At 61.7% G+C, this 24,138-nt stretch carries 27 protein-coding genes; 8 read left to right on the top strand and 19 right to left on the bottom strand.

What is annotated here, in order from left to right; all coding sequences use genetic code 11:
* The first annotated feature begins 221 nt into the window (after window positions 1-221).
* From AC3IX1_RS11165 to AC3IX1_RS11175, 3 genes are all read left to right on the top strand, one after another.
* On the top strand, window positions 222-485 hold the full coding sequence (locus tag AC3IX1_RS11165) for a DUF2790 domain-containing protein (protein ID WP_489388208.1): 264 nt from the start codon (window positions 222-224) through the stop codon (window positions 483-485).
* A gap of 49 nt (window positions 486-534) precedes the next feature.
* Window positions 535-747 carry a hypothetical protein gene (locus AC3IX1_RS11170; RefSeq protein WP_489388209.1) on the top strand — a complete coding sequence of 71 codons (213 nt, stop codon included), beginning with the start codon at window positions 535-537 and terminating at the stop codon, window positions 745-747.
* A 146-nt stretch (window positions 748-893) separates the two neighbouring features.
* Window positions 894-2,111 carry a cytochrome c biogenesis protein DipZ gene (locus AC3IX1_RS11175; protein WP_489388210.1) on the top strand — a complete coding sequence of 406 codons (1,218 nt, stop codon included), beginning with the start codon at window positions 894-896 and terminating at the stop codon, window positions 2,109-2,111.
* Between the two features lie 9 nt (window positions 2,112-2,120).
* Here AC3IX1_RS11175 and AC3IX1_RS11180 read toward each other — a convergent pair whose 3' ends face one another.
* Window positions 2,121-3,113 carry an AraC family transcriptional regulator gene (locus tag AC3IX1_RS11180; RefSeq protein WP_489388211.1) on the bottom strand — a complete coding sequence of 331 codons (993 nt, stop codon included), beginning with the start codon at window positions 3,111-3,113 and terminating at the stop codon, window positions 2,121-2,123.
* 177 nt (window positions 3,114-3,290) lie between these two features.
* On the opposite strand from AC3IX1_RS11180, the gene AC3IX1_RS11185 reads away from it, so the two are divergent.
* Window positions 3,291-3,560 (top strand): DUF4242 domain-containing protein, encoded by a 270-nt coding sequence (locus AC3IX1_RS11185; RefSeq protein ID WP_046040306.1) that lies wholly within the window; start codon window positions 3,291-3,293, stop codon window positions 3,558-3,560.
* Window positions 3,561-3,604: 44 nt separating this feature from the next.
* A complete protein-coding gene (locus AC3IX1_RS11190) occupies window positions 3,605-4,417 on the top strand; it encodes a class I SAM-dependent methyltransferase (protein WP_489388212.1) in 813 nt (270 codons plus the stop codon).
* Between the two features lie 130 nt (window positions 4,418-4,547).
* On the opposite strand, the gene AC3IX1_RS11195 is transcribed toward AC3IX1_RS11190, so the two are convergent.
* Window positions 4,548-4,934 (bottom strand): DUF488 domain-containing protein, encoded by a 387-nt coding sequence (locus AC3IX1_RS11195; RefSeq protein ID WP_489388213.1) that lies wholly within the window; start codon window positions 4,932-4,934, stop codon window positions 4,548-4,550.
* A gap of 2 nt (window positions 4,935-4,936) precedes the next feature.
* On the bottom strand, window positions 4,937-5,659 hold the full coding sequence (pcsA, locus tag AC3IX1_RS11200) for a phosphatidylcholine synthase (RefSeq protein WP_489388214.1): 723 nt from the start codon (window positions 5,657-5,659) through the stop codon (window positions 4,937-4,939).
* 256 nt (window positions 5,660-5,915) lie between these two features.
* Between pcsA and AC3IX1_RS11205 the strand changes: the two genes are divergently transcribed.
* Window positions 5,916-6,647, top strand: a complete 732-nt coding sequence (locus AC3IX1_RS11205) for a tellurite resistance TerB family protein (protein ID WP_489388215.1) — start codon at window positions 5,916-5,918, stop codon at window positions 6,645-6,647.
* Between the two features lie 104 nt (window positions 6,648-6,751).
* Here the strand turns inward: AC3IX1_RS11205 and AC3IX1_RS11210 are convergent, their stop codons facing one another.
* The 8 genes from AC3IX1_RS11210 to potE all read right to left on the bottom strand — a co-directional run bounded on the left by AC3IX1_RS11210 (window position 6,752) and on the right by potE (window position 15,930).
* Window positions 6,752-7,426, bottom strand: a complete 675-nt coding sequence (locus tag AC3IX1_RS11210) for a DUF3313 domain-containing protein (protein ID WP_489388216.1) — start codon at window positions 7,424-7,426, stop codon at window positions 6,752-6,754.
* Window positions 7,427-7,476: 50 nt separating this feature from the next.
* Window positions 7,477-8,745, bottom strand: a complete 1,269-nt coding sequence (locus AC3IX1_RS11215; protein ID WP_489388217.1) for an OmpP1/FadL family transporter — start codon at window positions 8,743-8,745, stop codon at window positions 7,477-7,479.
* 68 nt (window positions 8,746-8,813) lie between these two features.
* Window positions 8,814-10,427: an arylsulfatase gene (locus AC3IX1_RS11220; protein WP_489388218.1), complete on the bottom strand. Its 1,614-nt coding sequence runs from the start codon at window positions 10,425-10,427 to the stop codon at window positions 8,814-8,816.
* A 219-nt stretch (window positions 10,428-10,646) separates the two neighbouring features.
* Entirely contained in the window at window positions 10,647-10,925 is a 279-nt protein-coding gene (locus AC3IX1_RS11225; protein WP_057398488.1) for a DUF3303 domain-containing protein, read from the bottom strand.
* Between the two features lie 205 nt (window positions 10,926-11,130).
* On the bottom strand, window positions 11,131-11,670 hold the full coding sequence (locus tag AC3IX1_RS11230) for a phosphohydrolase (protein ID WP_489388219.1): 540 nt from the start codon (window positions 11,668-11,670) through the stop codon (window positions 11,131-11,133).
* Window positions 11,670-12,071 carry a hypothetical protein gene (locus tag AC3IX1_RS11235; RefSeq protein ID WP_489388220.1) on the bottom strand — a complete coding sequence of 134 codons (402 nt, stop codon included), beginning with the start codon at window positions 12,069-12,071 and terminating at the stop codon, window positions 11,670-11,672. The genes AC3IX1_RS11230 and AC3IX1_RS11235 overlap by 1 nt, the downstream gene beginning before the upstream one ends.
* A 171-nt stretch (window positions 12,072-12,242) precedes the next feature.
* Entirely contained in the window at window positions 12,243-14,528 is a 2,286-nt protein-coding gene (locus AC3IX1_RS11240) for an Orn/Lys/Arg family decarboxylase (protein ID WP_489388221.1), read from the bottom strand.
* Between the two features lie 16 nt (window positions 14,529-14,544).
* On the bottom strand, window positions 14,545-15,930 hold the full coding sequence (potE, locus tag AC3IX1_RS11245) for a putrescine-ornithine antiporter (RefSeq protein ID WP_489388222.1): 1,386 nt from the start codon (window positions 15,928-15,930) through the stop codon (window positions 14,545-14,547).
* Between the two features lie 184 nt (window positions 15,931-16,114).
* Here potE and AC3IX1_RS11250 point away from each other — a divergent pair, with 184 nt between their 5' ends.
* Together AC3IX1_RS11250 and AC3IX1_RS11255 are read left to right on the top strand one after the other, a co-directional pair.
* A complete protein-coding gene (locus AC3IX1_RS11250) occupies window positions 16,115-16,444 on the top strand; it encodes a hypothetical protein (protein ID WP_489388223.1) in 330 nt (109 codons plus the stop codon).
* A gap of 123 nt (window positions 16,445-16,567) precedes the next feature.
* Window positions 16,568-16,984 (top strand): organic hydroperoxide resistance protein, encoded by a 417-nt coding sequence (locus AC3IX1_RS11255; protein WP_046040328.1) that lies wholly within the window; start codon window positions 16,568-16,570, stop codon window positions 16,982-16,984.
* A gap of 95 nt (window positions 16,985-17,079) precedes the next feature.
* On the opposite strand, the gene AC3IX1_RS11260 is transcribed toward AC3IX1_RS11255, so the two are convergent.
* The 8 genes from AC3IX1_RS11260 to AC3IX1_RS11295 all read right to left on the bottom strand — a co-directional run bounded on the left by AC3IX1_RS11260 (window position 17,080) and on the right by AC3IX1_RS11295 (window position 23,965).
* The gene (locus AC3IX1_RS11260) at window positions 17,080-17,589 is read right to left on the bottom strand and encodes a copper chaperone PCu(A)C (protein WP_489388224.1); all 510 of its coding nucleotides are present in this window, start codon (window positions 17,587-17,589) and stop codon (window positions 17,080-17,082) included.
* 1 nt (window position 17,590) lies between these two features.
* A complete protein-coding gene (locus tag AC3IX1_RS11265) occupies window positions 17,591-18,196 on the bottom strand; it encodes an SCO family protein (protein WP_056723114.1) in 606 nt (201 codons plus the stop codon).
* 275 nt (window positions 18,197-18,471) lie between these two features.
* Window positions 18,472-19,359 carry a ChaN family lipoprotein gene (locus tag AC3IX1_RS11270; RefSeq protein WP_489388225.1) on the bottom strand — a complete coding sequence of 296 codons (888 nt, stop codon included), beginning with the start codon at window positions 19,357-19,359 and terminating at the stop codon, window positions 18,472-18,474.
* Window positions 19,360-19,411: 52 nt separating this feature from the next.
* Window positions 19,412-20,179: a heme ABC transporter ATP-binding protein gene (locus AC3IX1_RS11275; RefSeq protein WP_489388226.1), complete on the bottom strand. Its 768-nt coding sequence runs from the start codon at window positions 20,177-20,179 to the stop codon at window positions 19,412-19,414.
* A complete protein-coding gene (locus tag AC3IX1_RS11280; RefSeq protein ID WP_489388717.1) occupies window positions 20,179-21,162 on the bottom strand; it encodes a FecCD family ABC transporter permease in 984 nt (327 codons plus the stop codon). The genes AC3IX1_RS11275 and AC3IX1_RS11280 overlap by 1 nt, the downstream gene beginning before the upstream one ends.
* Window positions 21,163-21,212: 50 nt before the next feature.
* Window positions 21,213-22,097, bottom strand: a complete 885-nt coding sequence (locus AC3IX1_RS11285) for a heme/hemin ABC transporter substrate-binding protein (protein WP_489388227.1) — start codon at window positions 22,095-22,097, stop codon at window positions 21,213-21,215.
* 12 nt (window positions 22,098-22,109) lie between these two features.
* On the bottom strand, window positions 22,110-23,180 hold the full coding sequence (locus AC3IX1_RS11290; protein WP_489388228.1) for a hemin-degrading factor: 1,071 nt from the start codon (window positions 23,178-23,180) through the stop codon (window positions 22,110-22,112).
* A gap of 17 nt (window positions 23,181-23,197) precedes the next feature.
* Complete coding sequence (locus AC3IX1_RS11295; protein WP_489388229.1) at window positions 23,198-23,965, bottom strand: energy transducer TonB; 768 nt, start codon at window positions 23,963-23,965, stop codon at window positions 23,198-23,200.
* Window positions 23,966-24,138 lie beyond the last annotated feature (173 nt).

The following is a 24,138-nucleotide window of genomic DNA, read 5'->3' on the forward strand; positions in this document are numbered from 1 at the left end:
ATCTGGCTTGCCTGCGGATACACACGAAGGCAAAAAAGCCGATTTCCAGCGGTTTTGTATGCCTGTGTATCCAGGCGCCGCTCTGATACGCAGCGATTGATTCACGCCGATTCCCGACACAGACGAGATACCTCCCAGGCTTTTAATAGGTTCCATCGAGGCAAGCCAGAGCGCCTCGGATCAACCAACGATCGACCTGTTGAAACCTTGAGGAACTCGCCATGAACACCAAGGCCATCTACGCCGCCTGCCTGTTTGCCGCCCTGAACATCTGCACCTTGTCGGCCCGTGCCGAAGCTGATGTCGCCCCCAAAACCTACACCTACGGCACCCAACTTGACATCAGGAAAGTGGTGTCGCTTAGCGAGGACGCTTCGCCTGCCTGTGGCGTGGTGAATGCGCAACTGACGTACCTCGACTCTCAGTCCAGGACTCAGGTGCTGGGTTACAGCAAGTTGGCTGACAACTGCAACTCGGAAAACTGAGTGTTGCGATCAGCCATTACACATCCCATTTGAAGCCAGGAAGAAAACCATGAACAACGTCAGCCGATTCTTGACCGCCATTGCCTTCTCCGTCGCCGGCGCCGCTGCCCACGCCAACGCTGCTGTGGATCGAAGCGCCTGCGCCAGCAACACCTGCTTCCAGCTCACGCCGGTGGCGGAGAAGGGCACCCAGGGCTTCCTGGCGCAGGACGGTTCCAGCCGCACACCGCAGGGGCAGTTGCTGGATGAGCAGACGGCTTGAGAACACCCCAGATCCACTGTAGGAGCGAGCCTGCTCGCGATAGCGATGGTTCAGTCAACGATGTATCGCCTGACCGGACGCCATCGCGAGCAGGCTCGCTCCTACAGTGGTGATGTGTCGCCCACTAACCTGTATTAGGTGATCCCATGTTACTCATCGCTTTCCTGGGCGGCATATTGACCGTCCTCAGCCCGTGCATCCTACCGGTCGTGCCATTCCTGTTTGCCGGAGCCGACCGCACACGCTCCTCGATCCTGCTGACCCTCGGCGGCATGGTCCTGACCTTTGCCCTGGTCGCCAGCCTGGCCGTGGTCAGCAGTGAGTGGGTGATCCAGGCCAGCAACACCGGCCGCCACATCGCGCTGGTGGTGATGGTACTGTTCGCCCTGTCGCTGATTTCCGCCCGGGTCGGTGACTGGCTGGCGCGGCCCTTCGTGCTGCTGGGCAATCGCCTCGACCCGAACTCGCGCAAGATGTCCGGGCCGCTGGCGTCGATCATGATCGGTGTCGCCACCGGGCTGCTCTGGGCACCCTGCGCCGGGCCGATCCTCGGGGTGATACTCACCAGCGCCATGCTGCAAGGCGCGAACGCGGGCACCAGTCTGTTGCTGGTGGCCTATGGCGCCGGCAGTGCGTTGTCCCTGGGCACCCTGATCTTTGCCGGTCGCGGCCTGGTCAATCGCTTGAAACCGTCGATTCCGGTCACCGGCTGGTTGCGCCGTGGCGCCGGGGTTGCGGTGCTGTCCGGTGCGGCGGTGATTGCAACGGGGGCCAATGACCTGCTGCTGGTCAACACCTCCTCGGAAGGCGTCAGCAGTGTGGAGAAAGTCGTGCTGGAAACCGTGCCGAAAGTCGTCGATTACCTGGTCAGCAAGGTCAAGGCCGACAGCACCATGGGCGATGCCCAAGGCGCCATGCCGTCGCTGTCCGGCGCGGTGGATTGGCTCAACTCGCCCGCGCTGAGCAACGAAGCCCTGAAAGGCAAAGTGGTGCTGGTGGACTTCTGGACCTTCGACTGCATCAACTGCAAGCACACCCTGCCGTACGTGAAGGACTGGGCAAAGAAATACGAAAAGGACGGACTGGTGGTGATCGGTGTGCACACACCTGAATACGGCTTTGAACGCATCATCGACAACGTCAGGGCCAAGGTGAAGGAGTACGGCATCACCTATCCCGTGGCGATCGACAACAACTACGCGATCTGGCGCAACTTCGACAACCAGTACTGGCCGGCGCACTACCTGATCGATGCCAAGGGGCAGGTGCGTTACACCCACTTCGGTGAAGGCAGCTACGACACTCAGGAGAAGATGATCCAGCAGTTGCTGGAGGAGGCCAAGGCCGGCGCGCCAGCGGCGTAATCCGCTCGATCAATGGCTCACGGGACTTGCCTCGTGGGCCATGGTTTTTTTCTCCTGACCGCGCCGCCACGCCGCCGGTGGCGCACCGTACTCGCGGCGGAAGGCGCGGCTGAAGGCGGTATCGGTCTGGTAGCCCACTTCTTCGGCGATCCGCGTCAATGAGCTGTTGCTGCTGCGTAACAGGTTGGCGGCGAGCAACATGCGCCATTGCGTCAGGTACTGCATCGGCGACACCCCCACCAGTTGCTGGAAGCGTTCGGCCAACACCGATCTTGAGGTGCTGGCGGTGCGCGCCAGTTCGTCCAGCGTCCAGGCGTGGCAGGGCTTTTTGTGCAAGGCGTTGAGGGCGGCGCCGACGATGCGGTCGCGCACACCGGCCAGCCAGCCGGTACGGCCTTCGCCCTGTTCGTTCATGTACAGGCGCAACACTTCGATGAACAGCACTTCGGCCAGTTTGGCCAATACCCCTTCGCCGCCAGGGCGGGGCGAGCGGGCTTCGGCGAGGGCATAGCGCACGGAGGATTCCAGCCAGATACCAGCATCCGAACCGTGCACATTGACCCGCACCACCGCCGGCAAGCCCTTGAGCAACATGCCCGCCAGGCGCGTGTCGCACGCCAGGTAACCGCACACCAGCCGGGTGACCGCGCCACCCCCGCCATAACTCAATTGCCGGGGCCGGCGCGCCAGCACCGCATCCAGTCGCGCACCCGTGGCCGGGGGCAATCCGGGATGTGAGCACATGCGATGGGCATCGCCCTGGGGGAAGATCACCACGTCGCCCGCACTCAGCAGCAGCGGCGGGTCATCGCCCAATTCCACGTAGCACTCGCCCTCGGTGATCAGGTGAAAGATCACCACCTGTTCCGCATCGGGCTCCAGGAACGGCGCCGCCGTATCGGCGCTGGGCGATTGGTAGCACCAGGGCGCGGTGAACCGGGCGTTGATGAAGATCGCGCCAACCAGGTGCACGACGCGCAGGGTCTGTGACAGAGCGTCCATTGGGGTTTCCCCGTGGGAGGTTCCTGATTGTGAGCGCGCCTGCGCGCTACGTGGAATCTCCGGACGATCGGGCAGGGTTGGGCGACGATCGGACAGGACGCCGGCGCCCGTCAGGACGATAGTTTGATCACAGGGTGAGTGCCGCCCTGCCATCCACAACAATAAAGAGAGGTTGCCATGCCTAAGTTCGTCATCGAACGTGAGATCCAGGGCGCCGGAGGTCTGTCGGAAAGGGATTTGAAAGCCGCTTCGCTAAAGTCCTGCCAGGCGTTGCGTGAGTTGCCAGAGGTGCAGTGGCTGCAGAGCTATGTCACCGGTGACAAACTCTACTGCGTGTACATCTCGCCGAACGAGGAGCAGATCCAGGAGCACGCCAGGATCAGTGGTTTTCCCGCCAACCGCATTTCCCAGGTCATGAACATCATCGATCCGACGACGGCGGAGTAACCGCGACCGGACCCGACTCGTGTTTCAACCCAGAGACCGTTTCCATGAGTACACCCATTGATCTGACTGCCCTGAAAAACCGCCAGATGGCCTCCTGGGCCAGCGGCGACTACGCCGTGATCGGCACCACCCTGCAGATTGTCGGCGAGCAACTGGCCGAAGCCTGCGACTTGCTGTGCGATGAACGCGTGCTCGATGTCGCCGCCGGCAACGGCAACGCGACACTCGCCGCGGCACGCCGTGGCTGCCAGGTGACGTCCACCGACTATGTCGCCGCCTTGCTCGAACGCGGCGAAGAGCGGGCCCGGGCAGAACGCTTCAACGTCTCCTTCCAGGTCGCCGATGCCGAAGCCTTGCCCTTTGCCGACGGCAGTTTTGATGCCGTGCTGTCGACCTTCGGCGTGATGTTCACGCCGGACCAGCCCAAGGCCGCCGCGGAACTGGCGCGGGTTTGTCGCCCGGGCGGGCGGATCGGCCTGGCCAACTGGACCCCGGAAGGTTTCGTCGGCCAGATGTTCAAGACCCTGGGCCAGCACCTGCCACCGCCGCCGGGGGCGAATCCGCCCTCGCGCTGGGGCACCGAAGCCTGGTTGCACGAGCATTTCGACGAGCGTGAATTCTTGCTTCAGGTGACACGCCGCACGTTCAATTTCCGCTATCGCTCGGCGGCGCATTTCATCGACACCTTCCGCGAATGGTACGGGCCGGTGCACAAGGCCTTCGCCGCGCTGCCCGCGGATGGCGCCAAGGCTCTGGAGACCGACCTGACCGAACTGATCAACCGGATGAACCGGGCGGGCGACAAGTCACTGGTGGTGCCGAGTGAATACCTGGAGGTGGTGACCACGCGGCGCTAAGCGATAACAATGCAAAACCCCCTGTAGGAGCGAGCCTGCTCGCGAAAGCGGTGTATCAGCCACAGCATCTGTGACTGAAAGACCGCCATCGCGAGCAGGCTCGCTCCCACAGGGGGAGTGGTGGTGCCGTCTAAATGACCTTCGCCCCCCGCGCCTCCAGCAACTCGCGCAACACCGACCGATGACAATGGGCTTCATCCTCGCAATAACAGCCCACGGCCAGAGACGTCTGATGGGACAACGCAGCCAGCAGATCCAGCATCTGACTGGCAGCGGGCTGGCTCATCTCGGCTTTGAACTTGCGCCGGAACACCTCCCAGGCCTTGGCATCTTGTGCAGCCTTGGCCTCGGCCACCAGCTCCGCGCTGGGCGACAGCAGCGGTTGCCAGACATCATAAAAGTCCCGACGGGCGAATTCGGTTTTCGGTACGCCACGGGGAGGGCGGCGTACCGTGCCCAGGCGCAAGCCTTCATCAGGCCGACGGGGTGATCCGAGTTGAACGATATGGACCGCCATGGCTACTTCCGCCTCGATTCGTCGAACCACTCCAGCGCCGTGCGCCACAGGCAGATGCCCAGGAAGTACGCCGACATCAGCAGCCACAGTCCCATTACCAACGGGTTGATCAGCGGATGGTTGAGCACCAGCGACAAGCTGCACAGCAACCAGATGGCCGTCACCGCAATGTTGATCGGCATGAACCGGCGCACGCGAAACGGGTGCAGAAATTTCATCCGGGTCACGGTCAGCAGCGCCAGGCCGATGACCGTAACGAAGGTGATCCATGGCGACGGGGCGATGATGTACAGGCACAGGGCGACCACGTTCCAGGCGGCGGGGAAACCCTGGAAGTAGTTGTCGGTGCTCTTCATGTTGACGTTGCAGAAGCAGAACAGCGATGACACCAGAATCAGCGACACGCTCAGCAGTAAGGTGTAGTCCGGCAACGGGATGTAGCGATAGATGAACAGTGCCGGGATAAACACGTACGTCAGGTAATCGATCACCAGGTCGAGGATCGAGCCATCGAAGCTTGGCAGCACCGACTGCACGTTGACCTTGCGTGCCAGCGCACCGTCCAGTCCGTCGACGATCAGGGCGACACCCAGCCACAGCAGGCAATGGGTCGGCTGGTTATCCAGCAGGGACAGGGTGGCGAGGAAAGCGGTGACCACGCCAGTGGCGGTAAAACCATGGGCGCCCCATGCTTTGAGCCTGGCGATGTACAGGGTTGAAATCACGGGGGCGTTCTCCAGTGAATGAAGCAAGCCAGTTGTCACCCCGCGTACGGGGCGGTGGCAAACCGGGTCGGGTTGCAGGTATCGACCGGGTATCCGGGAATAAGGTTCACCACTCATGAATCTTAGCTGCGCCGCAAGAAAATACCCCGGACGGATCCGCGATAGCGCAGGCGGGTCAGCCCAACGGTGCTGGCACATTCGTCTGCGGCGGCTATCGTTGCCTGACTGGATAAACACCCTTCAAGAGGACAACGTCATGAACACCAGCGATCTGCTCGAACAATTACTGCGCGCCGGCCAAGGCTCGATGGCGCAACGGGGTGGCGGTGGCGCGTCGGCCCAGGGCGGGCTCGGCGACCTGGGCGGATTGCTCGGCGGCTTGTTGGGCGGTGGTGCGGGTGCAGGTGGTGGCGGCAGTGGCGCAGGGTTGGGCGATTTGCTCGGTGGTTTGCTTGGCGGCGGTTCGCCGATGGGCGGTGCACCGCAAAGTCGTTCCGCTGGCGGCACTAATTATGCGGCGCTGGCGTCCCTGGGCATGATGGCGTTCCAGGCGTACCAGGCCTGGCAGCGTAGCCAGGCGTCGGCTCCGCAGGAAGCGCCACGGACCGTGGACTTGCTGGCCGGCCCGGAAGCCGAGGAACACAGCCATGGGATCCTGCGGGCATTGATCGCGGCGGCCAAGGCCGATGGCCGGATCGATGACGCAGAGAAACAGATGATCAGCACTGAAATCGGCCGTCACACCGACGATCCGCAATTGCAGCAATGGCTGGACGATGAGGTCGCCAAGCCACTGGATGCCTATGACGTCGCGCAGTCGGCCACTGACCCAGCCATGGCCTCGGAGATGTATCTGGCCAGCGTGATGCTGGTGGACGACCAGCAAGACGCCGAACGCAACTATCTGGATGAACTGGCCGCGGCGTTGCAGATCGACCCGCAGTTGCAATTGCATCTGGAGCAGCAGGCCAAGGGTGGTGCGATCTAAATTGCCTTCGGCAGCAGAAACGAGGGGGGATGAAGGAGTGACTGGAAGAGTCAGGAACGAACCCCTGGTGGCGAGGGAGCAAGCTCCCTCGCCACAAGAGCGTGTTACTTGAGGAACGCCTGGAAGTCGGTACCCAGTTTGTCGATCGCCGCCTTGAAGTCCTTGGCGGTAATCTGCTGGCTTTCGTTTTTCAGTTCGGTGCCGAACACCTTGCGCACCACTTTGGCTACGGTCTGGTTGCTCTTCGCGTCGACGAACTCGGCTTCGATGAACAGGGTGGTGTCCTGGTCGCGGTGACCGGTTGCGGCCTGCGTCGCGCCGACAACGGCTGCGATCGGTACCACTTCATACCACTTCATGCCTTCGTTCTCGGCGTTCACCCCGGTAATCGCCGCGCGCATGATCAGGGGCCGGGAACCCGCCGGAGCGGCTGAGGAGGTCGACACTACACGGTACTTCTGACCCAGCGACGCCTTGGCCTTGCTGGTCATGTAGTTCTGAATGTCGGTCAGCGTCTGCTGGTTGACCCGCTCATCGGGTTTGGGCGCCGGGTACAGCTCCAGTTTGTTGAACACCACGGTGTCATAAGCATTCGGGTTCCACGAAGGGCTGACCCAGCGCATCGCGGTTCCACCGCTCGGCGTTTCGACTTCCTGCAGGTTGTTGTAGTTGGACAGGAAGCCTGAGTATTGGTCCTTCTCAGTCACTTTCGAGGTGCAACCGCCTAGCAACAGACTTGCCAGCGTAGCGCCGACCAGCAGTTTTCGGGACAGATTCATAGTGGTGTTTACTCCTTGGATGAAATCGTCGTTCTTTCGTTTACAAGACATCAAAATCGCCAGGTCATATTCCCGGTCAGGACTTGTATCCAGGCATTGTCGAACTGACCGGAAATTCGAGTACCCGATGCGGACTTGGTCTGCTCCACCGGCTGGTCACCGAGCCAGGCCATGACCCAACTGACGTTGACATCGGTGTCCTTGTTCAGAGCATAGGTGGCTCCCGTTGCAATGCGCCAGGACTCGCCCATGGGCACGGTGACGGTGCGGTTGCTGTCCGAGACGGCGCTGCTGTCGTAGGCCACACCAGCATTCCACAGCCACTGCTCGGTGGCCTGGTATTGCGCGCCAAGGGAGAGGTGCCAGGTGTCCTTGAAACCGGCGTCGATCGTTTTCGATTGCGCACCAAAGGCCGTGGTGTCGACCTCAATGGCGACGTCGCCGAACTCGGACCAGTCCTGCCAGTTGGCCGAGGCCAGTAGCGCCCATTGCCGGTCCAGTTGCTGGAACAGGCTCAGGGTCACCGTTTGCGGCACCTTCATGTCGAGTTCGGTGTTGGTGTTGTTGACGCGCTCGAGCAGCCGACCGTCGCCTTTGACGTCGAGCTTGTCTTCGAAGTCCAGGTCGACCTGACTGGTGTAGGTCAGGCCGATGCGCGTACCGGGTTGCGGGGCGTAGATCACCCCGACATTGGCGCCATAGCCCCAGTCGTTGTCCTTGTATTTGTACTGGCCATCCGAGCGCTCGGTGAAGCCAAAAGGGGAGCGGTCGATAGCAGTGTCTGCCTGTAACATGCCGTACATGGCCTTGACGCCCAGGCCGACCGACCACTGCTCGTTGAAGCGATAAGCCACACTCGGCACCAGCGACAAACCGAGCAGGCTGGCGTTCTGCGCGAAGTAGCGGCCGGACCAGTCGTTGTCGTAATTGACCGCCAGGCCGAAGTCGCCGTACTGGCCGAAACCGACGCTCCAGTGCTCGTCCAGTTCATGGCTGATGAAGAAGCTGCCGCCGGGCATCGGATCGAGGGCATTGCCACTGCCGGTGCCCGGGGTGTTGGTGCCGGAGTCGCGGTCGAAGCTCAATTCGCCGTACAGGACCTGCAAGCCGGCGGTGATTTGCGTGCCCGGCAGATAGCTCATGCCCGCGGGGTTGCTGGCGATGGTCGAGGGGCCTTGGGCACGGGCGGCAGCACCGGCGTTGGCGAGGCCGGTGTTATCGGTGCCGATTTCGTAGAGCATGATGCCACCGGCCCAGGCTTGCTGGCAGCACAGGGCAAGTAGCGCAGAGGCGGGCAGGGTAGCTATTTTTGTCGGCATTGAAATCCCTCAGCAATTGTCCATTTCGAATACGGGTGGACTGCACCAGCCACCCGTGGATTCGGCTGTTACTTGGCCATCTCTGCCCGAGCTGCGGCGATCTTGGCTTTGACCGAGTCGAGGTTGAAACTCGCGCCTTTTTGCATTGGCGGGAACTCGATCGCTGTTTCTGCCAGTTTGGCCACCTGTTGCTGGACGAACACGAAACGCCAGAATTGGAACTTGAACCAGTCGAAGTATTGTTGCGAACCCTGTGCGGCCTGATTTTCCGGCCAGCCCATGCGCTCGAACGGGTCGAGTCGAAGATTGGTCAGGATCGGCACGTCCACAGCAACTTTAGCCCCCATCCAGCCACCCGGCTGGTCAATGAAGCGATATTTGTAGTCGTCTATGCGCACTGCACCCAGGGCGCTCTCTCCAAAGTAGAAGATTTCATGGCGGTTCGACGGACCTTTTCCGGTGATCATTGGAGTTTGATCATAGCCGTCCAGATGAACTTTGTAGGTGGTGTCGCCCAATTGTTTGCCTTTGAGCAATTCGGCGGTGATGTTCGGGTTGCCCGCCGCCGCGACCAGGGTCGGAAACCAGTCCATGCCGGACATGATGCCGTTGGCGACCTGGTTGGCCGGCACCTTGCCCGGCCAGCGAATGATCGCCGGCACCCGGAAGCCACCTTCCATGACCGTGCCTTTACCCATGGCGAACGGCGTCGTGCCGCCGTCGGGCCAGGTGAAGTTTTCCGCACCATTGTCGGTGGTGAAAATCACGATGGTGTTGTCGTCCATGCCGTCTTTCTTCAGCTTCGCCAGGACATCGCCGACGATGTCATCGAGCTGCGCCATGCCGGCTTCCTGTTCCGACCAGCCATTCTGCGAGTTGCGCATGGCCTGGTACTTGTCGGACAGGTGCGTGACGATGTGCATGCGGGTCGGGTTGAGCCAGACGAAGAACGGTTTGTTGTCCTGTTTGGCCTTGTCGATGAAAGAGAAGGCCTTGTCGCGAATTTCCTCGTCGACGGTTTTCATCCGCTCCGGATAGAGCGTGCCGGCGTCTTCGATTTTCTGCTTGCCCACCTTGCCCCAGCGCGGCATCACGGTCGTGTCATCGGTGGTGGAGGCCCAGCTGTGGACCATGTTGCGTGGGCCGACGCTGTCCAGCAGTTCCTTCGGATAATTGGGGTGCGCCGGATCTTCCATGGCATCGAGGTGATAGAGGTAGCCGAAGAATTCGTCGAAACCATGGACGGTGGGCAGGAACTGATTGAGGTCGCCCAAGTGGTTCTTGCCGAACTGGCCGGTGGCATAACCCATGGCCTTGAGTGCGGTCGCGATGGTGACGGCTTCGGCGGGAATCCCCACGGGCGAGCCGGCCTGGCCGACGGTGGTCATGCCCGTACGAATCGGCAGTTCACCGGTGATGAAATTGGCGCGTCCAGCGGTGCAACTGGCTTCGGCGTAGTAATCGGTGAAACGCATGCCTTCATTCGCCAGTTGGTCGAGGTTGGGGGTTCTGCCGGCCATCATGCCCTGGTTGTAGACGCCGATATTCGACCAGCCGATATCGTCGCCCATGATCACAAGAATGTTGGGGGCCTTGTCGGCGCCCAGGGCCTGACCGGGAAACGCCATTGCAGACAGCAAAAGGGGGACTGCAAACATCGAGGATAAGATTGTCCGGTTCATATCGAGCTCCTGCGTACTAGCGTGAGTACATCGAGACGAGCCCCCAACCGTCGTTGAAATGCGTTACCCCCCGCGAAGAGCGTAGGTTTGAATTGTGAAATATCCAGTAGTGAATAGTCAGAAAGTTAGTGTTGCAGGCACTTTTCTACGAAATGGCTTTCCGGCAAAGCAGTCGCTCAAGTCGGGCGGCGAGCGATGTTCGCCGCCCTCCCTTTGCCATTACCGGTCGGCAGTGGCTGCCAGCAATGGCGCGATTTGCTCATCGGTCAATGCGGCGTGCACGTCCATGCTCATCAGGTCGTTCCACTCCAGCACCCATTTTTGAATCGGCACCAGATCACTCGCCTCGGCAATGCCGAAGCCGGCCGAGCTCCCTACAGCATGCCAGCGCCCGTGCATGGTGACGCCTGCGGGCGGTGCGCCACCGGTCTTGAGAAAACGTGCGATTGCGGCATCACGGTTGTCCGGGCTGATTGTCCAACTGACGATGAATAACATTGGCCATCTCCTGTTGCGGATTGGCACCGGTTTTTATGCGCGCACCGGGCTGGCGCCTGGGCCGTGGCCGCGCTTGGGTTTGCAGTTCCGTCCTGGCTGCCTTGCGGCAAAATCTCCCAAGGAAGGCATAGCAGTGCCCCGCGATTCATGTATGACCGCTGATCCTGTTCCGGTGCATTTTCGAGGGGGGTAACAGTCGCCTGTTTCACCAGCGCAACATGGGCAGCGGGCGCAGTGGCGAGCGGAGCAATTGCCGGGCTGAAAGCTTCATCAGCATCGAGTGAAAACCGTGATCGGGAAAGGTCGACTGCACGGTTCTGATGAAGCTGCGGGGCAAGCCGAAACGCACCAGACCCAGGGATACGTCCACCAGATCGGCCTGGCGGAAGGGTTCGACACTGTCGGCGTAGGCGCCGCGGTACCGGCGCAACTTGTGATGCTCAAGTATCAACGCGCTGACTTCATCCTTCAGTTCCGCTCGTTGCTGGTTGTCGAGGTACTCGGTGGCCAGGGCAATGGACGGCGGCAGGTAGTCGAGGGTGTCATCGGTCCAGATACCCAGGTCATGAAACGCCGCCGCGATCTGTACGGCGTCTGGGGGCAAGACTTCGGCACCGCGCAGGGCGCAATGGAAATTCAGCACCCGGTAAATGTGGTTGCGGTAGCCCTGCAGGTCGGCACCGATGGCCAGGGCGAACGAGGTGAGAATCTCGTCGGTGAGGGGGAATTCGAGGAGAGGTTTCATCAGGCGTCACGCAACAGGTCGTTGGCATTGAGCAATTCGTAGGCGATCTGCGGGCGCTTTTCCATGGCTCGGCGAATGGCGGCGGGAATGTTGGCGCGGGTCTTGCGGCACAGCCCCGGCAGTTCACCAATCTGGATGCCGATGCCGCGCATGGTGCGCACTTCATTGAAACCGGGGGCGATGTTCACGCGGATGCCCAACTGCTCGAACATGCGCCGTTGCACGTGCTCAAGATCGCTCAGGCTCTGCAGATTCTCCAGGCGTTCGATCAGGCGTTTTTCTTCGGTGCGGGTCAGAAATAGAATGCGCAGGTCCGCCCCTGGTGTTTCCAGCAACGGGTCACGCCCGCAGTCGCAGGCGCCGGGCGGGCAGGGTGAGCGGATCGCAGCGGTGGTGGTCATGGGGATCAATCATAGAGCGCTGTGATTGAGTTTGCCCATAGGGATTTGGTGTGAAGACGATCTAAAAATGTGGGAGCGGGCTTGCTCGCGAAAGCGATCTTGCAGCCAACATTGATGTTGTCTGACACGACGCCTTCGCGAGCAAGCTCGCTCCTACAAGTCTCGCTTACCTCACTTCAAGACCAGCATCCGATAAACGCCGTCTTCGACTTCGATCCCGTGGGTGTCATGGGTGAAGCCGGGGAAGGATTTGTCGAAGGCTTCCAGTGCCTTGAGATACGCCAGCAACGGACCGTCCGCAGGTCCTGCGTTCTCACCCGGCATGAGCAGCGGGATGCCAGGCGGATACGGCACGATACCGGTCGCGGCAAGACGCCCGGCGGCTTCGTTGAGCGTCACCAGTTCGATGTCGTTGCGCACCAGTTTTTCGTAGGCCTCCACCGGACTGAACTCGGCTTTTGGCAGGGTGCCGAAGGCCTGGGACATATTGGCGGTGGTCTTGTGTTTCTTCATGGCGGCGAAGATTTCGTCGGCCAGATCCTTCAGGCCCATGCCGGCATAGCGATGCTGGTTGGCGTTGTACAGGTCGGGCAGGCACAGCTCGAGCTCGGCGTTGTCGTCGTAGTCGCGCTTGAAGTCGAGCAGGGCGTTGAGCAGCGTGCCCCACTTGCCTTTGGTGATGCCGATGGAGAACAGGAACAGGATGGTGAAGTCGGTGGTTTTCTCGACCACGATACCCTGGCGGCCCAGGTACGCGGTGACCACGCAGGCGGGGATGCCGTTGGCGAGCAGGTTGCCGTCGTCGCCCATGCCCGGGGCCAGTACCGAAACCTTGATCGGGTCGAGCATGCAGTAGCCGTCTTCGATGTCGCCGAAGCCGTGCCATACCGCGTTCGGGTGCAGGACCCAGCAGTTCGGGTCGGTTTTCAGCGTGGCCGGGTCGACCTCATGGAACGGCACAGTCGCTGCGCCAACCTGTACGGTCGGCGGCTGCCAGCAGGTAAAGAACCAGTCATCCTTGCTCAGCATCTCGTTGTGCATGCGCGAGAGAACCTGGCGGAAGCTGATGGCTTCTTCGATCGACTCGTTGGTGAGGATCTGCCCGCTCGGTGCTTCCATCATCGCCGAGCTGACGTCGCAGGACGCCATGATTGCGTAGTTCGGCGAGGTCGAGGCGTGCATCATGTACGACTCGTTGAAGCGCGCATGTTCAATCGGGTTACGCCCGTTACGCACATGGATCATCGAAGCCTGGGACAGGGCGGCCAGCAACTTGTGGGTCGATTGGGTGGCGAACACGGTCGGCTTGGACTTGTCGTGATCGGCCGGGTTGCCGTGCATGGCATGGCGTCCGCTGTACAGCGGGTTGAAGCGCGCATAACCGTACCAGGCTTCGTCGAAGTGCAGACGGTCCACGCTTTCGCCCAGCAGCTCTTCGACACGGGTGACGTTGTAGGTCAGGCCGTCGTAGGTGGAGTTGGTGACAATCGCGTGCACCGGCGTCGGGTCGATGCCTGGCTTGACCAACGGGTTGGCGGCGATGGCGGCTTTCACGCCTTCGGCGCTCAGGGTCTGCGGCAGGATCGGGCCGATGATGCCGTAGCGGTTGCGGGTCGGCACCAGGTAGGTCGGAATCGCCCCGGACAGGGTCATCGCATGCTCGGCGGACTTGTGGCAATTGCGGTCGCACAGGGCGATCTGGTTGCGCGTGACGCTGGCCATGAGGATGACGCGGTTGGACATCGACGAGCCATTGGTCACGTAGTACGTGCGGTGTGCGCCGAAGACCTTGGCAGCATAGCGTTCACCCTGGCCGATAGGGCCGCTGTGATCGAGCAGCGAACCGAGTTCGCCAACCGAGATCGACAGGTCGGAACGCAGCAGGTTCTCGCCGAAGAACTCGTAGAAGGCCCGGCCTGCGGTGCTCTTCAGGAATGCCGTACCGCCGGCATGGCCGGGGGTGTGCCAGGAGTATTCATAGTTGCGGGCAAACTTCACCAGCGCGCCGAACATCGGCGGCAGGGCGGCCTGGCGATAGCGTTCGATGGCCGCCAGGATGCGCCCGCTGAGGAAGCGGGAGGTGTCTTCGGGCAGCCAGATGAAGTCGTCGGCGTGTTGCATGACCAGCAACGGAATGCTCGACGCGGTGGTGCGGTCGCTGATCAGGAACACCGGCACTCGCGTGTTGCGCTCGCGCAGTTTGACCAGCAATTTGGTGCAGTCGGCGTGGCCTTCGCTGGTGTCCATTTCCCACCGGATGAGCACGCATTGAATGGCCGGGTCCGAGCGCAGGATCGAGGCGGCATCGGTGAGGCTTTCCGAGGCCAGTACGCTGACACCACGTCCCTCTACGTCGTGGACCAGTTGATCCAGGGCGCGGCCAAATACCGTTCGCTTGTCCGGTGGACTGCTGACCAGTAGCGCCAGCATGCCCAGCGAGTGTTTATATTCCGTCATGATTGATCCTCCAGAGTTAATTCAGGTTGTTGACCGGCACTGGCTCGGCAGTGAGGTGCTGCGCGCTGACGGTTTGCGTCGGTACGCTGTTGTTGAGAGCTTCGAGGCGGATCAGGCGGTTGTTGACGAAGCCGAACAGGGTGTAGCCGGCGATGGTGGCCACGCCGCCCAGCATTAGCGCCTGTTCACCGGAGCTGTACAGCGCCAGGTAGCTGTAGGCCGCTGCGATCAAGGCAATGATGTTGGTCGCCAGCGCCTTGCTTTCCGGCACGTTGGAGACTTTCTGCATGGTCATCAACGCAGCCATGGACAGGATGTACGGCACCAGGTTGGTCACCACCGCGAGGTTGACCAGGGTGTCGAACTGCTTGCTCAGGTCGGGACTGATGGTGAGCAGGGCCAGCGCGGTCTGCGCCGCCAGCAGCACCAGCATGCCGATAATGGGTGTTCCCGCCTTGTTGCCCTTGGCAAAGATCGGCAGGAAGTAGCCGGTGTCGGCCGAGCTCTTGTACACCTGGGCAATCGTGAACTGCCAACCCAGCAGTGAACCGATGCAGGCGAGCACCATGGCCGCCATCACGATGTCGCCGACCATCGGGGTGAACATCTTGGCGAACACCAGGCCGAACGGCGCGGTGGACGCGACCAGTTCTTCGTTGCCGACGATACCGAAGATAACGTTGGTGGAGACGATGTAGATCACCGCCGCACCCAGGGTGCCGCCCAGCACCGCGATCGGTACGTTGCGCTCAGGGTTTTCCACCGCGTCGGTGTTGGCGCAAGCCGATTCCAGACCGAGGAAGGCCCACAGAGTAATTGCCACCGAGGCGCCTGCCGCTTCGAACCAGCCTTTGTCGTGGGGGTTCCAGCCAGCGGCGTAAACGCTGCTGTCGAACCAGAACCAGCCCACCGTGGATACCAATACCACCGGTGCAATCACACCCCAGACCGTGATCGCACCGATCCGGCCGGTAATGCTGGCGCCGCCAAAGTTGGCGAAAGTGGTGATCCACAACAGGGCAATAGTGGCCAGGCCTACTTGCAGTGAATCGAGTTTTATCCCGAACAACACCTGGATATAGCCGACCGCGGTAATACTGATCGCCACGTTGGCAATCAACAGCGACAGACCGTAGGTGTAGTTGGTGATGTAGTTACCCGCTTTACCGAAGGTGTATTCGGCATAACCGCCCATGCCGCCGGTCTTGCGGCTGAGCATCCCGCATCGCGCAAAGGCATAGGCCAGAGCGAGGGAGCCGGTGGCAGTTATCAGCCAGGAGAGGATCGAAATTGCACCGACTTCCGCGAGTTTTGTCGGTAGTAGCACAATGCCTGAGCCCAACATGTTGACGGCGGTCAACATTGTCAGTTGCCCCACACTCATTTTCTTTGCGACTGACATTCCGTTGCCTCACTTAGTTGGCGATTGAGAACCTTAGCTATAGCAAAGGTTTGAAATCTCGCAAGAAATTGACGCCCCCCCATCCCTCTTTTTCATTTATTTGCAGAAAAGGCAGGATGCTGGCCCACAAGTTTCAAGGTTCTCTGCAAAATTACTTGGTTTTCAGTTGGTTAGATAGGTCGAGATGCGCAAGATATGGATCGCGTTAATCCCGCTAATAGTTGCGGGTATAGCCAGTTCGGCTCAAGCAAAAGAACTGGCCGCCAAAGATCAGTACATGTGCAGTTGGGGCGCAGGTACCGCTGCAAGGGCACAGGAACTCAAACTATCGGGTGTTTCCTTGTACGCCGCACGCCAGAAAATCCAAGCCTACAAGTTCGCCAAAAGCTGGATGCGAATGATGGCACTGGGCATTACAGAACAAACTTATGACAGTTCGTCGCGGTTCAAACCGACGGCTGTACGGCAGAGCTTTTATGAGGACTGCGTCAGGTACAAGTTGGCGCGTAAGTAAAGAAAAAGCGGGCACCGGTCGGATCGACCGCGGTGCGGGGCTGCGACGTCTATATTGATTGACCATCCCAGCGACCCGATGGGGTGTAGAACCGGTTTCTTACAACTCAATCAGGAGGTCACCATGAGCCAGATCGATAAAGTGTTGTACACCGCGCAAACCCACACCACCGGCGGGCGCGACGGCGCGTCCCGCAGCTCCGACGGGATCCTCGACGTGAAGCTTTCGTCGCCAGGCGCGGGCGGTGGCGGTACTAACCCCGAGCAACTGTTCGCTGCCGGGTGGTCAGCCTGTTTCATCGGCGCCATGCAGGTAGCGGCCAGGGAAATGAAAGTGGCGTTGCCCAAGGATGTGGCCGTCGATGCCGAGGTTGATTTGGGCACCAATGAAGGCGGTTACCTGCTGCAGGCGCGGCTCAATGTCAGCCTGCCGGGGCTGGACCGTGAAACCGCACAAAAAATCGTCGACACCGGGCACCAGTACTGCCCGTACTCGAAAGCCACGCGCAACAACATCAACGTGGTGCTCAAGCTGGTTTGAGTCGGCACGAAAAGGTCTTGGCGAATGACTTGGGTATTTCGCCAAGACCTGAAAGGCTCGCTCCCAAAGGTTCTGTGTGTTAACTGACGGAGCAATCAGTTCATCTTGCTGTGATCGTGCATCATCGAGCTGTGATCCATGGTGCCAATCGCCTTGGCAACGGCTTCAACCTGAATCGACTCTTTCTCGCCCTTGGCGTTTTCGACGGTCAAGGTCAGAGGCACCTTGTCGCCTTCCTTGATCTGGCCCGTCAGGTTCATGAGCATGATGTGGTAGCCGTTGGGATCGAAGCTCACCGCTTTACCGGATGGCAGCGCGACAGACTGAACCTGCTGCATCTTCATCACGTCGTCTTTCATGCTCATTTCATGAATCTGCACAAGCCTGGCAACCGGCGTTTGCACACTCAGCAGTTTGCTGTCGGCGCTGGCGGTGACGGTCATGAAGGCGCCGCTCGACGGCTGGCCGGCCACGGTGGCGCGGACCCAGGCGTCGTCGACCCGGGTTTGTGCCGATACCTGAAGGGCGAGACCGACCAGGGACAAGCCCAGTGCCAGTTGCTTGCAACGTTGTGCGAAACGGTTTTTAGCCTGCGGTGCATTCATTTCAGCAAACCTCCATCACGGTGAGCAGGTCTTCTGCGCACTCTTTGGCCGTCAGGGACGCGGACAGTCCCAGGCGCAGATTGCCCCGGGAGTCGAAGACATAGCTGGTCGCGGTATGGGAGAGGGTATAGGTATCGCCGCTCGGGACCTTTTCAAAGAACACGCCGAATTCCTTGGCGGTGGCGGCGGTTTCTTCAAGCGTGCCGTACAGGGCTTCGAAACTCGGGTCGAACGCCTTGACGTACTTGTCGAGCAACTCTGGCGTGTCGCGTTCAGGGTCCAGGGTGATGAAGACCACCTGCAGCCTTTCGCCATCGCGGCCCATCAGTTTCTTGGCCTGTGCGGCGCGGGCCAGGGTGGTCGGGCACACGGCCGGGCACTGGGTGAAACCGAAGAACACCATCGGCATCAGGCCGCGATAGCTGCCCAGCATCCTGGTTTCGCCCTCAGGGTTCTTGAGCTTGAAGTTACGCCCCATGATCTTGTCGCTGAGGTCCTTGCCGTAGTTGAACGACAGCTTGCTGCTGTCGTCGCAACCGGCGAGCAGGCCCAGGCTCAACAGGCCCATGCCTTGCAGGACAGTCCGGCGGGTATACAAAGTACTCATGAAAAAAGCATCCTGTTGAACAGGCTGAAATGACAGCGTGATGACTGTACAGACGAAAAAATCGCGGGGATGTTAACAAACTGTGCCGGTGCCGGAGGGGCGGATACGACCATTGGACCTTTGCTGCGGCGTGACATAGTGTCGCGCCGGAGTGGGGTTTGCTTAGGCCGAGAGTGCTCTTGTGGCGAGGGGGCTTGCCCCCGTTGGGTTGCGCAGCAGCCCTAAAAGAAGGCCTGCTACGCAGTCCAACGGGGGCAAGCCCCCTCGCCACAGGTTCAGCGACGCAGCTTCGCGCAATGATCCTGTTCCGGTTGCGCGGCTGTGTACCACACATAATCCGCACTCTCGGCGGTTACGGTCTTGCCCGCTTCGGCCAGGATCAGCACCGCATTCCCTTCACCGGCACCGAGGTCCTTCAGGTGCAGTGGCACCCCCAGATCCTTGCGCACATGGAAGGCACCGGCCAGCAGCAACGCAGGCGTCGGCGCGGCCATCAGGCGTTCGGCCATGCGCCGGTCACGCTGTTGCTGCACGGCGAGCATGGCTGGCATCTGGGCTTCGGGCAGCAGGCCGCAATGGGATTCGCGGATGTCGTCCAGCAAGGTCGCCTGCACCTGTTGGGTGGTGGACGCTTGCCCCGTGAGCACCGGGCGCTGCTTGTAGATCTGCATGATCTGTGCGCGGTCCAGGTTTGCCGCCAGCAGTGGATACGGTTGCCGCAGCGCGTAGGTGACAAGTGCGCCATAGACGCTCCAGTCCCAATTGGCCTGCCAGGCCAGCGCCTTGAACGCATCGGTCGGTGGCTGCCCGGCACGGGTCTCGGCTTGCGCGGCATCGACTTTGGCCTGTTGGTCGGGATTGAGCATTTCCATCAGCAGGCTGCCCTGGGCCCGTTGTGCCGACAGCTCGCGCAGCAACCACAATTGCAGGGCATGGTGGTCCGGGTTGTCGTGCTGCTCTCCGACCAGAACGCGCGGCGCGGCGGCCAAGCGCTCGACCAGTTCCTGGGGTGTCAACGTGCGACCGGTAGCCAATTCGCGGATGACCCCGAGGTCTGCGTGATCACGTCCTTGCGGAGCGATGGGCGCCGGGGGCGGTGTGACCTGATGGGTGGTTTGGCAGGCAGCCAACAGGCTGAATGCACAGAGCAACAGAAAGCGCATCGGTTTTCCTTATTGGATAGTTACCCCCTCGATGACAGAGGAGAGGGCGGTATCAGCGCGCGATGATCAACGGGTGGCCGCGTTCCGGGTGTTGGTGAATCAGCACTTCCAGCCCATACACTGCCGCCAGCGCCTCGGCGGTCAGCACCTCTGCCGGTGGGCCGTAGGCGTGGGGCAGCCCCTCTTGCAACAACAGCAGTTGATCGCAGTAACGTGCGGCCAGGTTGAGGTCGTGCAGGATCACCAGCACCGCCGCGCCACGCTCGGCGAAGTCGCACACGGCTTGCAAAATGGTGTGCTGGTGCAGCGGATCGAGCATCGACGTCGGTTCATCGAGCAGCAGGGTTTGCCCTTCGGCACCCGGCCAGAGCTGAGCGAGCACCCGCGCCAGATGCACGCGCTGGCGTTCGCCGCCGGACAGGGCCAGATAGCTGCGGCTGGCAAGATGAAGGGCGTCGGCGGCTTTGAGTGCCTCGGCGACGATTTCGGCATCGCGCACGCGGCCGCTGGCATGGGGCAAGCGACCCATGCCCACGACTTCATTGACCGAGAAGGCAAAGTTCAGGCTCGAACTCTGCGGCAGCACGGCCAGGCGTTTTGCCCGTTCCTGACCCGGCCAGTCGGCGAGTGGACGCTCGTCGAGGCTGACCCTGCCTTCGCTGGTCGCCAGTTCGCCGCACAAGGCCGCGAGCAGGGTGCTTTTGCCGGCGCCATTGGGCCCCAGCACACCCAGCACTTCACCGGGGCGCAACTCGATATCGATGTTCGCCAGTACCGTGCGGTTGCCACGACGTACCAGCAAGTTGTTTGCCCGCAGCATCAGGAACGCCCTCGCACCAACAGATATAGAAAGAACGGAGCGCCGATCAGTGCAGTCACGATGCCGATTGGCAATTCGGCCGGCGCCAACAACAAGCGAGCGGCCAGATCTGCCAGCAACAGTAGGCTGGCACCGGCCAGCAACGACGCGGGCAGCAACACCCGGTGATCCGGACCCACCAGCAAGCGCATCAGATGCGGCACCACCAGACCGATAAAACCGATCAGCCCGGCCGCAGCGACCGCCGCGCCGACGCCGAGCGCCGTGCACAACACCAGCTCAAGCTTGATCCGCTCGATGTCGAAGCCCAGGTGGCGGGCCTCCGACTCACCCAGCAGCATGGCATTGAGCGCCGCCGCGCGACGAGGCAACCACAGCGCCACGCCGACGGTGACGATCAGCAACGGCCACAGGCGCGGGTAACTGGCGCCGTTGAGGCTGCCCAGGTTCCAGAACGTCAGGGTGCGCAAGGTCGCGTCATCGGCCAGGTAGGTGAACAGCCCGACCCCGGCACCGGCCATGGCCGTCATCGCTACGCCCGCCAGGAGCATGGTGGCAACGTCGGTTTGCCCGTTGCGACGACCGAAGCGATACACCACCGCCGTGACGATCAAGCCACCGACGAAGGCGCTCACCGACAGCAGGTAGGGTTCGATCGCCGGCGGCAAGCCACCCAGCAGGCTGCCGCCGACGATGGCCAGGGCGGCACCGAGCGCCGCACCGCCGGACACGCCGACCAGGCCCGGATCGGCCAAGGGGTTGCGGAACAACCCCTGCATCGCCACGCCGGACAACGCCAGTACCGAACCCACGGCGATCCCGAGCAGACTGCGCGGCAGGCGAATCTGCCCGAGTATCAGCTCCGCCTGCTGCGTGTCGCCACCTTCCAGCGGCAACCCGAGCAGACGCATCCCGGCCAGCAAAGTATCGCCCAGCGGCAGGCTGACCGGCCCGAGGGCCAGGGACAGCCAGAATACCAGCACCAGCAACAACAGCAAAAAGATCAGCGTCGGACGCGGCCGAAAAATGGCCGTCATTGGCTGATCCCGGCGGTCTGCGCTGTGGCGTCCGGGTAGAACGCCGTGGAAAGGCGCGCCAATGCGTCCGGTACACGCGGGCCAAGGCCACCGACCAGCAGCGTCGGGTCGATCACCACCACCCGGCCGTTACGACCGGCCTGGGTTTGCGCCAGGATCGGGTTCTGTTCCAGCAGGGCTTTACGTGCGGCATCACCCTCCAGGCGACCACCGGCAAAGATGATCACCTGCGGATCCAGGCTCAACATGGCTTCAATGGAGACCGGTTTGTAGCCGTTGTGCTCACCCAGGCTTTTGCCGCCGGCCTGCTCAATCATCCAGGCCGCCAAGGTGTCCTTGCCTGCCACTTGCAGGTTGCCACCGGAGTGGCTGAGCAGCATCAGCACCCGGGGAGCCGGCTGCTGATGCTGCGCCAGCTTGACCCAGTCAGCCTGGGATTGCAGGCGCTTGAGGTAATCGCTCATCAACGATTGCGCCTCGGCTTCTTTACCCAGCAGTTGTCCCAGCTCGGTCAGGTTGTGTTGCAGGGCCGGCACGTCGGCCTTGGCCGAGAGCAATTCAATACGCACGCCGGCGGCCTTGAGTTGCTCCAGCACCGGTGGCGGGCCCATTTCGTTGCTGCCCACCAGAATGTCCGGCTTCAGGGCCAGAATCCCTTCGGCCGCCAGCGCACGCTGGTAGCCGACGCCCGGCAGGCTGTGCAGCGACTGCGGGTACTGGCTGGTGCTGTCGACACCCACCAGTCTGCTTTCGCCGCCCAGGGCCACCACCCATTCGCTGAATGCACCGCCGGCACTGACCCAGCGCAGGGGCAGGGCATCGGCGACGGCCATCTGGCTGACGAGCACGCTGGCACAGGCCAGCAGTGTTTTCATACGCATCGGGACTATTCCTTAGCCGATCAGAGGGGTGGCGGTTTCAGCCAGGGCACGCCAGTCGTCACGCTCAGGGATGCCCGGCTTGCGCACGCCGAACAACTGGATGACCAGCTCGCCTTCGGCATCGAAACCTTCATAGCTGGTGATGATGCCATCGACGCTCGGCTTGCGCACACGCCACAGTTCGGTCACGCCCGTGGTTTTCAGGTGCAGGTTGAACATCGGGTCGAGTACGTTGAACCAGGTGTCCATCCAGCGCAGGTTGCTGACGGGGCCGGAGTGGATCTGGATGCAGTGCTTGTTGCCCACGAACACCATGATCGGCACTTCACGCTTGCCCGCTTCTTCGATGACGCGGGTCAGCTCGACGGTGGCCAGAGGTTCGGCCCACTCGTGACCGGCCAGGCGCAGGGCCTGGGTGCGCGCCACGTCATTGCGCTTGAGCAGCATGAAGAAGTCGTGGGTGTCCTTGAGCTGCGACCATTCACTGCGCAGGGTGTCCACATCGACTTCGCCATCGGCACGCGGGGCCTTGGCTTGCGGCAGCGGTTGCAGGTCCAGCTCGGCTGTTTGTTCTTCAGCACGGAAACGCTCGACCAGCGGCGCCCAGGCGGCATCGAAGCTGGTGGCGGTCAGGTAGACCTTGTGCACGGCCAGGCCCTGGCGGTCGAACACCTGGATGCTGCGCTGTGGGCCGCGCGGGGTGGTTTCATCGACGGCGAACACGCTGGCCCAACCGCTGAGGAACAGACGCAGGTCGATGTCCGGCGACAGCACCATGCCCATCTGGCCGCTGCCCATCACGGTCACTTCGCTGTACACGCCTTTGCGCTCGTGCACGCAATGTTCGTTGCGGGTCAGCGCCATGATGGTGCCCAGTTCACCCAGTGCCGGCAGCAGTTCTTTCCATTCCGGGCGCAGGCGCACGGTGTCGGTGCTCAGGCGGCTGGCGGTCAGTTCAGCTTCGCTGACACCCAGTCTGGCGGCGGCGTCGCGGGCGCGCAGGCCGGGTTGTTCGGCGCGCAGTTGTTGCCAGGTCTGGTACAGGGCCGGGGCGACGGCCAGGGCGGAAGTATGTGCGGTCATGTGAGGCTCCTTCAGGATCAACGGTTCGCCGTGAGGGCGAATTCTATTGGTATCTCTACGCGGCTGGGCACGGCCCGGCCTTCGACAATTTCGGGGCGAAAACGCCAGGTGGTGACGGCTTCGAGTGCAGCCTGGTCGAGGCTTTCCACCCCGGAAGAACGCACCAGCGTCAGCTTGAGTTGCTGGCCGCGTTCATCCAGGCGCACCTCGACCCGCACCACACCCTGCTGGTTTCGGCGACGGGCCGTGTTGGGGTAGCGAGGTGCCGGGGGAGGGGTGACGAAGGTCGGGCGCAGGCTGACCACCGGGGTGAGCATGGAGGCCGGGGCAGCAGCGACCGGTGTGGCCGGGTGGGTGTTTTGTGCGGGTACGGCGGCGGAGGGCGCTGCTGGTGCCGCTGGGTTTTTCGCTACGGTGGCCGGCAACTCCAGCGGCTCGGCGCGCTGGGGTTCGGCCTGGGGTTTGGGGGCCGGTTGCGGTTTGCTTGCAGCCTTGACGATGGACGGCTGGGTGGAGACAGGCAGTGGCTTGACCGGTGTCGGCGCGGGCGGCGCGGGTTCAGCCTTCGCTGTTGCAGGCGATGGTGCTGACGCTGAGGCGGGCGCACGGACAGGCTGCGGTGGGGCAGGGGCGGGTACCGCAATCGGCGCCAGGGTGACCAGTTGAATGGCCATCGGCGGCTGAAAGGCCAACGGTTCAGGCGCGGCCTGAATCTCGCAAACGAGCCATCCGGCGCTCAAATGCAGCGCAATCGATAACCCCAGACAACCCCGGAAGTGCTTCATGCACGCTCGTGCCTGTTTTGAAAATGAACGCACATGATAATAATTTGCATTTACAAGTCAAGCTGGTTATCTTCGCCGCCGCTGCCGAAAAGCGTTTTTGTATACATCCCTTCATCAGAAAGGGCTAAGCGCTTTGTTCACAAAAAAATCAAACACACGCCGGACAGTGGCCG

The sequence above is a fragment of the Pseudomonas sp. KH_046_2 genome (assembly GCF_057838985.1).